This is a genomic window from Massilia sp. CMS3.1, from assembly GCF_051262535.1.
Classification (GTDB): Bacteria; Pseudomonadota; Gammaproteobacteria; order Burkholderiales; family Burkholderiaceae_D; genus Telluria.
On sequence record NZ_JBIMES010000001.1, the window covers coordinates 82,430 to 97,523 of the forward strand.

Annotated in this window: 10 protein-coding genes; 4 read left to right on the forward strand and 6 right to left on the reverse strand. The window is 63.5% G+C overall.

Annotated elements, in window-relative coordinates; all coding sequences use genetic code 11:
• Positions 1-4 precede the first annotated feature (4 nt).
• Positions 5-2,476 carry a penicillin-binding protein 1A gene (locus ACHAC9_RS00400; RefSeq protein ID WP_435756013.1) on the reverse strand — a complete coding sequence of 824 codons (2,472 nt, stop codon included), beginning with the start codon at positions 2,474-2,476 and terminating at the stop codon, positions 5-7.
• Positions 2,477-2,569: 93 nt separating this feature from the next.
• On the opposite strand from ACHAC9_RS00400, the gene ACHAC9_RS00405 reads away from it, so the two are divergent.
• On the forward strand, positions 2,570-4,825 hold the full coding sequence (locus ACHAC9_RS00405; protein WP_435756014.1) for an OPT family oligopeptide transporter: 2,256 nt from the start codon (positions 2,570-2,572) through the stop codon (positions 4,823-4,825).
• Between the two features lie 177 nt (positions 4,826-5,002).
• Here the strand turns inward: ACHAC9_RS00405 and ACHAC9_RS00410 are convergent, their stop codons facing one another.
• A complete protein-coding gene (locus ACHAC9_RS00410; RefSeq protein WP_435756016.1) occupies positions 5,003-6,505 on the reverse strand; it encodes a peptide MFS transporter in 1,503 nt (500 codons plus the stop codon).
• 281 nt (positions 6,506-6,786) lie between these two features.
• Between ACHAC9_RS00410 and ppnN the strand changes: the two genes are divergently transcribed.
• Complete coding sequence (gene ppnN / locus ACHAC9_RS00415) at positions 6,787-8,157, forward strand: nucleotide 5'-monophosphate nucleosidase PpnN (RefSeq protein ID WP_435756018.1); 1,371 nt, start codon at positions 6,787-6,789, stop codon at positions 8,155-8,157.
• A gap of 61 nt (positions 8,158-8,218) precedes the next feature.
• Here ppnN and lysS read toward each other — a convergent pair whose 3' ends face one another.
• The 3 genes from lysS to prfB all read right to left on the reverse strand — a co-directional run bounded on the left by lysS (position 8,219) and on the right by prfB (position 11,558).
• On the reverse strand, positions 8,219-9,763 hold the full coding sequence (gene lysS, locus ACHAC9_RS00420; RefSeq protein WP_435756020.1) for a lysine--tRNA ligase: 1,545 nt from the start codon (positions 9,761-9,763) through the stop codon (positions 8,219-8,221).
• Between the two features lie 25 nt (positions 9,764-9,788).
• Positions 9,789-10,448, reverse strand: a complete 660-nt coding sequence (locus ACHAC9_RS00425; protein ID WP_435757221.1) for an HAD family hydrolase — start codon at positions 10,446-10,448, stop codon at positions 9,789-9,791.
• Positions 10,448-11,558, reverse strand: a protein-coding gene (gene prfB / locus ACHAC9_RS00430) for a peptide chain release factor 2 (RefSeq protein ID WP_435756022.1) whose coding sequence is annotated in 2 segments (ribosomal slippage) — positions 10,448-11,476 and positions 11,478-11,558 — 1,110 coding nt in all. Because the reading frame shifts where the segments join, the coding sequence is not laid out codon by codon here. The genes ACHAC9_RS00425 and prfB overlap by 1 nt, the downstream gene beginning before the upstream one ends.
• 123 nt (positions 11,559-11,681) lie before the next feature.
• Between prfB and ACHAC9_RS00435 the strand changes: the two genes are divergently transcribed.
• Positions 11,682-13,694 (forward strand): bifunctional 2',3'-cyclic-nucleotide 2'-phosphodiesterase/3'-nucleotidase, encoded by a 2,013-nt coding sequence (locus ACHAC9_RS00435; RefSeq protein ID WP_435756024.1) that lies wholly within the window; start codon positions 11,682-11,684, stop codon positions 13,692-13,694.
• Positions 13,691-14,143, forward strand: a complete 453-nt coding sequence (locus ACHAC9_RS00440) for a tetratricopeptide repeat protein (protein WP_435756026.1) — start codon at positions 13,691-13,693, stop codon at positions 14,141-14,143. The genes ACHAC9_RS00435 and ACHAC9_RS00440 overlap by 4 nt, the downstream gene beginning before the upstream one ends.
• Here the strand turns inward: ACHAC9_RS00440 and ACHAC9_RS00445 are convergent.
• Complete coding sequence (locus ACHAC9_RS00445) at positions 14,133-14,882, reverse strand: GAF domain-containing protein (RefSeq protein WP_435756028.1); 750 nt, start codon at positions 14,880-14,882, stop codon at positions 14,133-14,135. The two genes, ACHAC9_RS00440 and ACHAC9_RS00445, sit on opposite strands and share 11 nt — an antisense overlap.
• Positions 14,883-15,094 lie beyond the last annotated feature (212 nt).

Genomic DNA, 15,094 nt, shown 5'->3' on the forward strand with positions numbered 1-15,094 from the left:
GGTTTTATTGCGTTGGCACGAACACCGGCGCCGGGTCGGGCGGCGTTGCCACGCCGTCCGCGCGTGGATGCAGCAGGTAATCGTCCTTGTCTTCGTCCTCCTCGTCCGGCGCCGCTGCCGGCGTATCCTGCGCCGCCACGTTGGTATCGATCGCGCGCAGCTCCGGCATCTCGGCGAACTCCGCATAGATCCAGTCGTCGTTCTCGCGCAGCACCCCTTCCGGCTCGGGACGATCGACCTGTGGACGCTTCGCCAGCGCCACCTGCATGTAGTCGAGCCAGATCGGCAGGGCCAGGGTGGCGCCGAATTCGCGCCCGCCGAGCGAACGCGGCTCGTCATAGCCCATCCACGCGACCGCCACCACATTCCCGCCATAGCCGGCGAACCAGCCATCGAACGCGTCGCTCGTGGTGCCGGTCTTGCCCGCGATGTCAGTGCGGCCCAGGCGCTTGGTTGCGGCCGCGCCGGTGCCGTAGCGGGTCACGTCGCGCAGCATGCTGTCCGTCATCCAGGCGTTGCGGGCGTCCAGCACGCGTGCGGCCTCCAGGCGTGCCTCGGGCGGCTTGTTCTCGATCAGGACCGTGCCGTTGCCATCCTCGACGCGCGCAATCAGGTAAGGCTTGACGCCATAGCCGCCGTTGGCGAAGACGGCATAGGCGCCGGCCATCTGCAGCGGCGTCACCGCGCCCGTGCCCAGCGCCAGGGTCAGGTTCTGCGGGTGGCGCGCCAGGTCGAAGCCGAACTTGCTCAGGAAACCGTGGGCATACGGCACCTCGAGTGCGCGCAGCAGGCGCACGGTCGGCACGTTCTTCGAATGCGCCAGCGAGTAGCGCATCGTGATCGGGCCATTGAAGACGCCGTCGTCGTTTTGCGGCGTCCAGTCGGCGCCGGCATTCTCGCCCGGCATGACCAGTTCCTGATCGAGGATCAGCGTGCCCGGGGAATAGCCTTTGTCGAGCGCCGCCGAATACACGAACGGCTTGATCGCCGAACCCGGCTGGCGCCAGGCTTGCGTGACGTGGTTGAACTTCTGCAGGTTGTAGTCGAAGCCGCCGACCAGGGCCTGGTAGGCGCCGCTGTCGGCATCGATCGCGACAAAGGCGGCCGCCACCAGCGGCACCTGGGTGATGCCCCATTCGGCCTTGGCCACGTCCTTGCCGACGCCTTTGCCCAACAAGCTGATACGCACCACGGCGCCGGGCGTGATGCGTTGGGCTGCTTTCGCCTTGTCCGACAAGCCGGCCGCGGCAAATTTGAGGCCGGCGCCCTTGATGGTGATCGTATCGCCGTCGATCGTCTCGACCTTCACGCTCTTTGCCGAGGCGGCGATGACCACCGCCGGCTCCAGGCCGTCGCTCGACGGACGCTTCTGCAGCGCTTCGACGATCGCTTCCTCGCGTTCTTCATCAAGCTCCGGGAGCTCGATGCGCGCTTCCGGGCCGCGGTAGCCGTGGCGGCTGTCATAGGCCAGGACGTTGCGCCGCACCGAATCGTAAGCCGCTTCCTGGGCCTTCGAGTCGATCGTCGTATACACCTTGATGCCGCGCGTGTACGACTCTTGCGCATACTGGGCGAACACCACCTGGCGCGCCAGCTCGGCCACGTACTGGGCGTGGGTGCCGAATTCCTGCGGCTTCGAATGCACGCGCAGCGGTTCGGCGACCGCCTGCGCATACTGGGCCTCGTCGATGTACTTCAGGTCGCGCATGCGGCGCAGCACCTGTTCCTGGCGCAGCTTGGCGCGTTTCGGATTGACCGCCGGGTTGTGGCGCGACGGGTTTTGCGGCAGGCCGGCCAGCATCGCGGTCTCGGCGATCGTGAGCTGGTCCAGCTTCTTGCTGAAGTAGCTGCGCGCCGCGCTGGCAAAGCCATACGAGCGCTGGCCCAGGAAGATCTGGTTCATGTACAGCTCGAGGATCTGGTCCTTGGTCAGGGCGTCCTCGATTTTGTAGGCCAATACCACTTCATTGAGTTTCCTCGACAAGACCTTTTCGCGCGACAGGAAGAAGTTGCGCGCGACCTGCATCGTGATGGTCGATGCGCCGCCCGAGCCGAAGCCGCCCGTCACATTCGCCTTCACCGCGCGCGCCGCGCCCATCCAGTCGATGCCCTTGTGTTCGTAGAAGCGTGCGTCCTCGATTGCCAGCACCGCCTTTTTCATCATTGGGGGCACTTCGGCGATCGGCACGAAGTCGCGGTGCTCCTCGCCGAATTCGCCGATCAGGACCTTGTCGGCGGTGTAGATGCGCAGCGGGATCTTCGGCTTGTAGTCGGTGACGGCGTCGATCGAGGGTAGGTTCGGCACGATCGCCATCATGAACCAGACGGCGACACCGGCGATCACGAGGACGATGGCGGCGAGGATGAAAAAGATGAAGCCGTGCTGGCGATGCGCTCGCCGCAGGCCTTGAAGGGGCTTGGTCAAGACAGTGTTCTCCTGCTGTGAGCCGCACAAAAGGCAGGCCCGGCGGGGCATTATAATCCGCTTTCTTTCGCACTCGACGTATGCCATAGTCACGCGTTCAGGCCCCCTTAAGAAAGCCTGGCACTTCGATAACCCAGGAACACGATGCCCTACGATCCCGCCTCTACGCCGATCAAGCCCTACATACCGGCGACGGCCGACCTCCCCGAATTCACCATCCGCGCCCTCGTCATGGGGGTCGTGCTGGGGATGATCTTTGGCGCTTCTTCGCTGTACCTGGTATTGAAGGTCGGCCTGACCGTCAGCGCCTCGATTCCGGTGGCGGTGATCGCCATCACCCTGTTCGGCATGTTCAAGAAGATGGGCGGGCGCGAGTCCACCATCCTGGAGAACAGCATCACGCAAACGGCCGGTTCGGCCGGCGAGTCGCTCGCCTTCGGCCTGGGCGTGACGATGCCGGCGATTATGATCCTGGGTTTCGATCTCGAGATCTCGCGCGTGATGCTGGTGGGGGTCCTGGGCGGCCTGCTCGGCATCCTGATGATGATCCCGATGCGCCGCACCATGATCGTCGAGCAGCACCGCGAACTGAAATACCCGGAAGGCACGGCCTGCGCCGAAGTGCTCAAGGCCGCCGCCACCGAAACCTCGCGCGCCGCCGCCGGCGAAGTGCGCGAAGCCGGATCAAGTGCCGCGCGCGACGCCAGCCGCCGCGCCGCGATCATCTTCGGCGGGTTCGGTCTCGGTCTCCTGTACAAGGTGGCCAACGTCTCGCTCAAGGGCTGGAAGGATGTCGCCAACTTCGAGTTCGGCGCACCGTTGAAGGCCGGCTCGGCCGGCGCCGAGATTTCGCCGGAACTGGTCGGCGTCGGCTACATCATCGGCCCGCGCATCGCGTTGACGATGGCGGCCGGCGGCGTGCTGTCCTACCTGCTCCTGATCCCGATGATCAAGTTCTTCGGTGAGCAGCTGGCGGTGCCGGTCTCGCCGGGCACCATGCTCATCAAGGACATGTCGCCGGACGATATCCGCGACGCCTATGTGCTCTATATCGGCGCCGGCGCCGTGGCCGCGGGTGGCCTGATTTCGCTGGTGCGCTCCTTGCCGTCGATCTGGAAGGGCCTGAAGGGTGGTCTCGCAGGGATGGGCAAGGGTGCACCTGCCGCGTCCTCGCTGCGCACCGACCAGGACATCCCGTTCAAATGGGTCGTTATCGGCTGCCTGGCGATCATCGCCATCATCACCGTGGCCACGCCGCTGCACATGAATTTGCTGGGCGCCTTGCTGATCCTGGTGTTCGGCTTCCTGTTCGCCACCGTGTCCTCGCGCCTGACCGGCGAAGTGGGTTCGTCCTCGAACCCGATCTCGGGCATGGCGGTGGCCACGCTGCTGTTTACCTGCCTGATCTTCCTCGTCCTGGGCTGGACCGGCGGCCAGTACTACGTCACCGCGCTGTCGGTCGGCGCGATTGTCTGCATCGCCGCGAGCAACGCCGGCACGACATCGCAGGATTTGAAGACCGGCTTCCTGGTCGGCTCGACGCCGCGCCTGCAGCAGTACGCGATCCTGTGCGGCGCATTCGCGTCGGCCCTGATCCTGGGTCCGATCCTGCTGAAACTGAACGATGCCGGCACGGTGTATGTGCCGGCCGCCCAGGTTGCGCCCGGCATCACGGTCGACGCGGCGAAGCTGAGGGAGACGGCGCAGCTGCAGGGGCCACAAGCCCAAACCGATAACAAGACCTATAAAGTCTGGCGCAAGGTCGGCACCGCCGGCGGGCCGGAAGGCAAATACCTGGTCGGTGACGACGGCAAGCTGGCCTACCTGGTCGACCCGGGCATCAACGGCCACCACAACACGCGTCCGGACGGCACCGAGGTGAAGAAATACGATGCGCCGAAGGCCGTGCTCATGTCCTACATCATCAAGGGCATCCTGGATCAACAGCTGCCGTGGACGCTGGTCCTGTTCGGCGTGATGATCGCGGTGGTGCTGGAAATGGCCGGCGTCCAGGCGCTGGCCTTCTCGGTGGGCGTCTACCTGCCGCTGGTGTCGACGCTGCCGATCGCCATCGGGGGCACGGTGCGCTGGGCGGCCGATCGCCGCAACAGCAAGCTGCCGCAGTATGCCGACCTGACTGCCGAGGAACGCACCGCCGCGGGCGACCGCAGCTCGGGCACCTTGCTCGCATCCGGCTACATCGCCGGCGGCGCGCTGGCGGGCATCGTCATCGCGATTACGGCGGGCGTGCTGACGAACTTCGACAGCATGATGGCAAAGTGGGCAGAAGGTTCGAACCCGTTCTTCGCGGGCCCGAATGCGGACCTGCTGTCGCTGATACCGTATGCGGCGATCGTGCTGCTGCTGTATTGGGTGGCGCGCGAGAAGGCGCGCAAGTAAAACGGCGGGCGCTTCGAGCGCCCGTTTTTTGGTGTCGACGGCCGCCCTTGGGTGGCCGTTTGCATTTGTCGCGTCGTCATTCGTGATGTACGCGCGACTCCGAAGTCGACGACGTCGGCGTGACACAACAAAAAACGGCAGCCGAAGCTGCCGTTCTCGTCGAAGCTAAAAGGCCGATTACTTCACGCCATGCATCAGCTTCTGGATCAGCGGTGCGAGCAGGAACAGCAGCACGCCGCCGGCCAGCAGCGACCAGAAACCGGAGGTGTAGCCGTCCAGAGCCGAGGCGATCGTCATGCCCGATTCGCCCGAGACATGCGAAGCGAAGATACCCGACAGGTTGTTGCCGATACCGGTCGACAGGAACCAGCCGCCCATGCCCAGGCCCACCAGGCGCACGGGAGCGAGCTTGGTGACCATCGACAGGCCGATCGGCGACAGGCACAGCTCACCGATCGACTGGATGAAGTAGACCGTGAACAGGGTCCAGAACGGGATCTTGTTGTCCATGTCCACCAGGCTACCGAGCGCAAACATCAACAGGCCGAAAGCGAGGCCGTTGAAGATCAGGCCGAGGCCGAACTTGCGCGGAATCGACGGGTTCGCGTTGCGGCGGCCCAGCATCACCCAGATGGCGGCGATGATCGGTGCGAACGCGATGATGGCGACCGAGTTCACGCTCTGGAACCAGGCGACCGGGAAGATCCAGCCATTCAGGTCACGGTCGACGATCTGGTCGGCCAGGAAGGTGAACGAGCTGCCGGCCTGCTCGAAGAACATCCAGAACAGGATGTTGAAGGCGAAGATGATCATCATGGCGATGGTCTTGTCGCGCGCGACTTTGCCGTTGCGGATGCCCTCGACCATCAGCATCGCTGCCAGCGCGAGGAACAGCACGGTCAGGATGATCTGCAGCGTACCGGCGCCGAGTTTGAGCAGGAAGTACACGCCGGGGATGACGATGATGCTGCCGATGATGACGGCGATCGAGCGGCCACGGCCCTGTGCCTGCGGTTCCGGAGCGCCGATGCCGGCGAGCGTCTTGCGGCCGATGTAGAACCACACGAGGCTGACCAGCATGCCGAGGCCGGAGACGAAGAACACCACCTTGTAGGCAGGCGTGGTGCCGTCGCCGAGCTCCTGCGCCAGGATCTGGGTCAGGATTGGAGCGATGAATGCACCGGCATTGATACCCATGTAGAAAATGGTAAAGCCCGAATCGCGGCGGGTATCGCCCAGGGAGTACAGTTTGCCGACCATGGTCGAGATGTTCGGCTTGAACATGCCGTTACCGACGATGATCGTGGCAAGACCCAGTTTGAAGATGTCCTGGTCAGGCAAGGTAATCATGAACAGGCCGGCGGCCATGAAGACGGCGCCGATCAGGATCGAGCGCTGGTAGCCGATGACGCGGTCGGCGATCAGGCCGCCGAAGACGGCGCCGGCGTACACCAGCGCGAGGTAGGAACCGTAGGTCAGGTTGGCGTCGGCCTGGCCGACCGCGGCGCCGCCGTAGAACTGGGCGACGATATAGAGCACGAGGGCCCAACGGATGCCGTAGAAGGCGAAGCGCTCCCAGAATTCCGTCATGAACAGCATCCACAGTGGCGCCGGGTGGCCCATGATCTGTTTGAACTCTGGAATGGCCTTTTCGCCAGGTATTGCAGCTGCACCGCTCATGCGGGTCCTCCCGAAATAGTGTTTATAGAGTGACTGTTTTATTGGAATGCCAGGCTTGCCGGAATTTCCAGTTGGGACGCATTTTAGAGGAAATTGCTTACCACAAGAAAAATTTTTGTCATTGTGGTAAACACGCGCGCAGGCGCTGCATTATGTTGCCTGGGTGCACCAATCGCGCGCAGATGCGCGGGCGTCTCTCTGCCACTTATCGTATATTGGTGAAACAGCCAGCCATGTTTCCGGAAGCCTTTATTTCGGAGAATTTGAAAAGGAAGACCTGCATGAACTACGAAGTCGTCGATGTTTTGATTTCCCCCGAAGGCCAGCTCGAGGTGCTCTCGAAGGCCGAAGTGGCCAAGCTGCTCGACACCAGCCAGGGCGGCCTGTACAACATATTCCGCAAGTGCGCGCTCGCAGTCCTGAACTGCGGCAGCTCGATCGATGATGGCAAGGAACTGCTTGAACGCTACAGCAGCTTCGAGATCAGCATCATCCAGCGCGAACGCGGGATCAAGCTCGACATCCGCGGCGCCCCGTCGATCGCCTTTGTCGACGGCAAGATGATCAAGGGTATCCACGAACACCTGTTCGCGGTGCTGCGCGACATCGTTTATGTGCACTTCGAAATCACCGAAAACCCGAAATTCAACCTCGCCAAGCCGGAAGGCATCACCGACGCGGTGTTCCACATCCTGCGTAACGCCAACATCCTGCAGCCGCAGCGCAGCCCGAACCTGGTGGTGTGCTGGGGCGGCCACTCGATCAACCGCGTCGAGTACAACTATTCGAAAGAAGTCGGCTACGCGTTCGGCCTGCGCGAACTCGATATCTGCACCGGCTGCGGCCCGGGCGCCATGAAGGGCCCGATGAAGGGCGCCGCGATCGGCCACTCGAAGCAGCGCCTGCACGGCGGACGCTACCTCGGCATTTCCGAGCCGGGCATCATTGCCGCCGAGTCGCCGAACCCGATCGTCAACGACCTGGTCATCATGCCGGACATCGAAAAGCGCCTCGAGGCCTTTGTGCGCACCGGCCACGGCATCTGTGTGTTCCCGGGCGGCGCCGGCACCGCCGAAGAGATCCTGTACATCCTCGGCATCCTGCTGCATCCCGATAACGCCGAGATGCCGTTCCCGCTGATCTTCACGGGTCCTGCGACCGCGCACGAGTATTTCCGGCAAATCGACGGCTTCATCGGCCAGACGCTCGGCGCGCGCGCCCAGGCCATGTACAAGATCATCATCGACGACCCGGAAGCGGTCGCGCGCGAGATGCAGGCCGGCATCAAGAAGGTGCGCGAATTCCGCAAGGCGCGCAGCGACGCCTATTACTTCAACTGGTTACTGAAAATCGACCAGGAATTCCAGAAGCCGTTCAAGCCGACGCATGAAAACATGCGCAACCTGAAGCTGCACAAGAACCTGGAGACGCACCTGCTGGCCGCGAACCTGCGCCGCGCGTTTTCCGGCGTCGTGGCGGGGAATGTGAAGGAAGAGGGAATTCGCGAGATCGAACAGTTCGGCAAGTACGAGATCCATGGCGACAGCGAGATCATGGGGCCGATGGATGCGTTATTGGCCTCGTTCGTCGAGCAGAGCCGCATGAAATTGCCGGGCAAGGCCTACGTGCCTTGTTACACGATCGTCCAATGACGGCTGCCTTGCGAGTGATGCCGGAATAAAAAACGGGGCGCTTCATTGAGCGCCCCATTTTTTAATCTTCTTTCCGCAAATGCGGGAACAACAGCACATCCCGAATATTCGGCGAGTCCGTCAGAATCATGATCAGGCGATCGATCCCGATCCCGCAGCCACCGGCCGGCGGCATCCCATATTCCAGCGCGCGGATGTAGTCGGCGTCGTAGTACATCGCCTCTTCATCGCCCGCATCCTTGGCCGCGACCTGCGACAGGAAGCGCGCGGCCTGGTCTTCCGGATCGTTCAACTCCGAGAAACCATTCGCAATCTCGCGGCCCACCATGAACAGCTCGAAACGCTCGGTGATGCCCGTACGGGTATCGGACGCGCGCGCCAGCGGCGACACTTCGACCGGATAGTCGATGATGTACGTCGGCTCCCACAATTGCGACTCCGCCGTCTCTTCGAACAGCGCCAGCTGCAGCGCGCCCAGGCCCGCGGTCGCGAACGGCTTGACGCCGAATTTCTTCAGTTCCGCCTTGATGAACTCGGCATCTTCGAGCTGCTCCGGCGTGTAGCCCGGTGCATACTTGTTGATGGCGTCGACGATCGTCAAGCGCTGGAAGGGCTTCGACAAGTCCAGCTCGCGCCCGCCATACGACAGCACGCCCGTGCCCTGGGCATCGACCGCCGCCTGGCGGATGATGGCTTCGGTGAAGTCCATCAGCCAGGTGTACTCGACGTAGGCCGCGTAGAACTCCATCATCGTGAATTCGGGGTTGTGGCGGATCGACACGCCTTCGTTGCGGAAGTTGCGGTTCACTTCGAAGACGCGCTCAAAACCCCCGACGACCAGACGCTTTAAATACAGCTCGGGCGCGATGCGCAAAAACATTTGCATGTCGAGCGCGTTGTGGTGGGTGGTGAAAGGTTTGGCCGCGGCGCCGCCCGGGATCGGGTGCAGCATCGGGGTCTCGACTTCCATGAACTCGTTCTTTTCCATGAAGCGACGCATCGACGACAGCGCGGCGGTACGCGCTTTAAACGTGCGGCGCGTGTCTTCGTTCATGATCAGGTCGACGTAGCGCTGGCGGTACTTGGTCTCCTGGTCCGCCAGGCCATGGAACTTGTCCGGCAGCGGACGCAGCGACTTCGTGATCAGGCGCAGTTTGCTGACCTTGATCGTCAGTTCGTCGACCTTGGTCTTGAACAGCGTGCCTTCGACACCCAGGATGTCGCCCAGGTCGTAGCTGCGCAAGGCCTCCATCGCCGCTTCGCCCGTGGCGTCCAGGGTCACGTAGATCTGGATGCGGCCGTCGGCGCGGATGCCCGATGCGTCCTGCAGCGTCGCGAATGCGGCCTTCTTGCCGGCTTCGCGTTTGAGCATCATGCGGCCGGCCAGCACCACCGGAATGGCTTGTTCTTCCAGTTCTTCGCGCGACAGGGCGCCGTAGTTCTCGATCAGCGCGGCCGCCTTGTGCTGTGGCTTGAAGTCGTTCGGGAAGGCGACCCCAAGCTGGCGGATCGCAGCCAGCTTGGCGCGGCGCTCGGTCATGATCTTGTTTTCGTCGGCCGCTGCCGCTGCCGGCGCCGGCGTGTTCTCTTGGTTTTCCGTAGTCATGGTGAGGTGTGTTGTATTGGTTGGTTCAGGCGAAGAGCGTGTCGATCGACAGGGCGGAGAAATCGTCGGCGATGGCGATCACGTTGTCGAATTCGGCGAAGGCTTCGCGCGGCAGGGTGGTGGTCAGGACCACCACCCGCATGCCGGCGCGGCGAGCCGCTTCCACGCCCAGCGGCGCGTCTTCGAAGACGATGCAGTTGGCCGGGTCGGCGCCGCAGCGGCGGGCCGCTTCCAGGAACACGTCCGGATGCGGCTTGCCGCGCGGGACGTCCGTCGCCCCGACAACCGTCTCGAAATGGCGGCGCAGGTCCAGGCCACCGAGCGTGAAGTCGACGTTCGCCGGCGGCGCGGCGGTACCGACCGCAAGGACGATGCCCTGCGAACGGGCATCGGCGATCAAGTCTTCGAAGCCGGCCACGGTTTTCAGGTGCGGCGCATACAGCTCGCGATAGACCGCTTCCTTCTCGTGGTTGAGCACGGCGACTTCTTCATCGAGCAGGTGCTCGCCCATGTGCGAACGAATGATCTCCTTGCCCTGGCGCCCGGCCGTGGTGCGGAAGAATTCGTCCGCATCGATGTCGCGGCCGCGGCGCTGGAAGAAGGTGACCCACGATTGCGTGTGGAAGGCCATGTTGTCGACGATGGTACCGTCCATGTCGAAGATGAAGGCGCGTTTCACCGACATCACGCTCCCACGCCTTGCTTGAGCGAGGCCGAGATGAAATCGTCCAGGTCGCCATCGAGCACGTTCTTCGTGTTGCCGGTCTCGAAACCGGTCCGCAAATCCTTGATGCGCGACTGGTCGAGCACGTAGGAACGGATCTGGTGGCCCCAGCCGACGTCGGTCTTCGAGTCTTCCAGCTTTTGCTGTTCGCTCATGCGGTTACGCATCTCGAGTTCGAACAGTTTCGCGCGCAGCATGTCGAAGGCCTCGGCCTTGTTGCGGTGCTGCGAACGGTCGTTCTGGCACTGCACGACAATGCCCGACGGGGCGTGCGTCAGACGCACCGCGGAGTCGGTCTTGTTGATGTGCTGGCCACCGGCACCGGATGCGCGGTAGGTATCGATGCGCACGTCGGCCGGGTTGATCTCGATCTCGATCGAATCGTCGACTTCCGGATACACGAACAGCGAGGTGAACGAGGTGTGGCGGCCGTTGGCCGAGTCGAACGGCGACTTGCGCACCAGGCGGTGGACGCCCGTTTCGGTGCGCAGGTGGCCATAGGCGTACTCGCCCTCGACCTTGATGGTCGCGGTCTTGAGGCCGGCGACTTCACCGTCGGACTGTTCCAGGATCTCGGCCTTGAAGCCCTTGCGTTCGCAATAGCGCAGGTACTGGCGCAGCAGCATCGAGGCCCAGTCCTGGGCTTCGGTACCGCCGGCGCCGGCCTGGATGTCGATGAAGCAGTTGGCGTGGTCCATGGGGTTGCCGAACATGCGGCGGAACTCCATGCCCTCGATCACCGCGTTGATCGCGTCGACGTCGGTACTGACGGCTTCGATGGTGTCGTCGTCGCCTTCTTCGCGCGCCATCTCGAACAGGTCGGCCGCGTCCGCGAGATCGGCCTTTGCTTTTTCGAGCGTGAGCACGACGCCTTCCAGCGCTTTTTTCTCTTTGCCGAGGTCGAGCGCGCGTTTCTGGTCGTTCCAGACGGTCGGATCCTCGAGTTCTTCGTTGACCTGCTCTAGTTTCTCTGACTTCCGATCGAAGTCAAAGATACCTCCGAAGTTCGGCCTCACGACCGGTTAGGTCGTTCAGCAGGGCGGAGATGGCGTTGATGCGTTCAGCTTCCATGGTGGTGGCGTCTCGGGGTAAGGTGAATGAGTGAGTTAAATCGAACCTTCGATTATACCCCAGTCGCTTGCCGCCATCCGTGCCGCTGCCGTATCATCGGCCCGTCTCCCATCGAAGAATCCCATGCGCCACTCCCTCCCATGTCAAATCGGCATTGCCTTGTTGCCTGCCGTCCTCGTTTCGCCCAGCCTGGCCGCATCCACGGCGCCAAAAGGCGCCAGCGCGACCCTCGCCGTGTTAGAGACCACCGACCTGCATGCGAACGTAGTCGGCTATGACTACTTCAAGCTCGCTGACGAGCCCTCGATCGGGCTGGATCGCACCGCGCGCCTGATCGCGCAGGCGCGCGCGGAGTTCGCCAATACCGTCTTGTTCGACAACGGCGACACCATCCAGGGCAATGCGCTGGCCGACTACCAGGCACTCGTCAAGCCGCTGCGCTGCGACCAGACGCTCGGCATCTACAAGGTGATGAACGCCTTGAAGTACGACGGCGCCTCGATCGGCAACCACGAGTTCAATTACGGCCTCGGTTTCCTCAGCCAGGTGACCGGCAACCGGTTCCAGGTCGCGGGCGTGGACCAGCCAAAGCGCTGCGCCGGTCCCGCCTTTCCGCAGGTGCTGGCCAACGTCTACAGCGTGCAGACGAAAAAGCCGCTGTTCGCGCCGTATCGCATCATCGAGAAAAAGGTGAGCGCGCGCGATGCGAACGGGCGCGCGATCACGGCGCTTGTGAAGGTCGGCATCATCGGCTTTACGCCGCCGACCATCATGTCGTGGGACAAGCGCTGGCTCGAAGGGAAGGTCTACACGCTTGGAGTGCGCGAAGCGGCCCTGAAATACATTCCGGAGATGCGCAGACAAGGCGCGGACATCGTGGTCGCCATCGCCCACGGCGGCCTGGACGCCAATCCGTACACAGCCACAATGGAAAACGCCGGCTGGTACCTGGCGCAGGTGCCGGGCGTGGACGCGATGCTGCTCGGGCACGCGCACCAGGTGTTCCCGAACGCCGCCAGCACGGCCCCGCAGTTCAAGCTGCCGGGCGTCGACAAGGCAAAGGGGCTGGTGCATGGGGTGCCCACCGTGATGGCGAATTTGTGGGGCAAGCACCTGGGCGTGATCGCACTGCAGCTGCGCGCCGACGGCAAGCGCTGGACGGTCGAGAAAGACAGGACGCGCGTCGAGGCGCGCAGCGCCCAGAATGCGGATAAAACCTTTGTCGCCGCCGATCCAGCCGTGATGGCGCTGATCCGGGAAGAGCATGAAGCGACCATCGGCTACGTCAAGACGCCGGTCGGCAGCACCGACTTTCGCATGACGACCTATTTCGCCGATGTCGGCGACACCTCCGCGATCACCGTGGTGAACGCCGCGCAGACGCGGTATGTGAAGAATTACGTGGCGGCCAACCTGCCCCAGTATGCCAGGCTGCCGGTGCTGTCGATGTCGGCGCCGTTCAAGAGCGGCCTGGCGGGTGCCTTCGATTTTACCGATGTCCCCGCCGGGAACCTGGCGCTGAACAATGCGGCCGACCTGTATCTGTACCCAAACGCGCTGTACGCGGTGAAGGTCGACGGCGCAGGCTTGAAAGCCTGGCTCGAGACCTCGGCGCGCCGCTTCAACACGATCGATCCTTCCAACAGTAGGCCGCAGGAGTTAATCAATGCTGCGGTCCCGAGCTACAACTTCGATACGCCAACGTCGAACGAGCTCAGCTACGAGATCGACCTCACCGCGCCGCCGGGCGAACGCATCCGTCAGCTCGCGCTGCGCGGTGTGCCGGTCACGCCCACGCAGGAGTTCATCGTCGCCACGAATAACTACCGTGCCAGCGGTGGCGGCAATTTCCCCGGCCTGGACGGCAGCAAGACGATTCTCGCCTCGCCCGACACCAGCCGCGATGTGCTCATCGCGTATATCCGCGAGGTCAAGCAGCTGACCCGCGCCACTCACGGCGCGACGCGCAGCTGGCGCTTCACGCCCGTCAAGACGGCCGGGCCGGTCGTATTCCATTCGGCGCCGGGCGTGCTGGGCCTGGCCGCGGAGGCGGGGCTGGAGAATGTGACGATGCTGCGTGCCGACGACGGCCTCGGCAAGGGCTTTGCGCTGTATGCGGTGGATCTGGCGAAATGAAGACGCTGGTGCTGGCGCTCGCGCTGCTGGGAGGGGGCGCCGCCCAGGCTGCGCAGCCTGCGCCAGTGGTGCAGGCGCAGGCCGGCGACGTCCATGCTGCCTGGAAGCTGGGACTGTTGTACCGGAACGGCACTGGCGTGGCTGCCGATGCCGGGCTCGCTGCGCACTGGATCGGCAGCGCTGCGCGCGGCGGACTGGCGCAGGCAATGTTCACGCTGTCGAACATGCTGGCGGCGGGAGAGGGTGTTGCGGTGGATGCTGCCGGCGCACGGCGCTGGCTGGAGGAATCGGCCGCACTGGGTTATCCGGCGGCCTTGCAGGAACTGGCCTTGAAGGAGCGGGATCCGCGTCAGTCGGCGCTCCTGATGCGCCAGGCGGCGCATGCCTTGCAGCACTGGCCGGCGCAGCCGCAGGGTGCATCTGCGTCAGCGGCAGCTGTCAGGCCTTGATCGACGCCTCGATCTCGCTCTCCGCAATCGCGGCCAGGTCGATCAGCGCCTGCAGTTCGGATGCGCGCAGCTTGCGCGGTTCGCGGTCGATCACGCACAGGGTGCCCATCGGCCTGCCCGAGGGATCGCGCACCGGCACGCCGGCGTAGAAGCGGATGTGCGGGTCGGCCAGCACCAGCGGATTGTCGGAAAAGCGCGTGTCGCTCAACGCGTCTTCGACCACGAACGGTCCGTCCTGCAGGATCGCATGCGAACAGAAGGCCCACTCGCGTGGCGTCTGCTGAGCCGGCAGGCCGACGCGCGCCTTGAACCACTGGCGGCGCGCGGTCAGGAGCGACAGGAGGGCGATCGGCGACTCGGTCACTTTCGAGGCCAGGCGCACGATGCGCTCGAAACGCTCATCCGACAGGGTATCTACGAGATTGGTTGCGGCCAGCGCGGCAAGGCGCTGCGCTTCGTCGTTGGCCACCGGGAAACCGGGATCGGGACTGGGCAGGAATTCGGGGTCGGTCGGCGTCGGCGGCAGGCGGCGCTCGGGCGAGCCGCCGTGACTGGAGACCCTGGTCATCAAGGCGCGTATATGGCTCTCGCGCGTGCGGCGGTGGCCACCCGGGGTTTTCCAGGACTCGATCGCGCCGCTTTCCATCCAGAGCTGGACGGTACTGGTCGCCACGCCAAGCAGACGGGCGGCAGCGCTGGTAGTGAGGATCGGATCCTCTTCCATTACATTGCTGTTCATCAATATTCCTACAGTTTATGGAAGTATAGCCGATTTGATGAAATTGTCCGCATGTTCCGGTTTTGTCCCGCTAAATTATCATTAAAACGGCAAAGTCGGCAGATTTAGTTTTCGTCTTGAAAACAATCCGGTGCCGCTTGTCAAGCTTTCATCAATTTCCAAGCGGCCATTCCCGCGTTTTCCTGAGGATCTGCCCTCAGGCGAGATGTTGT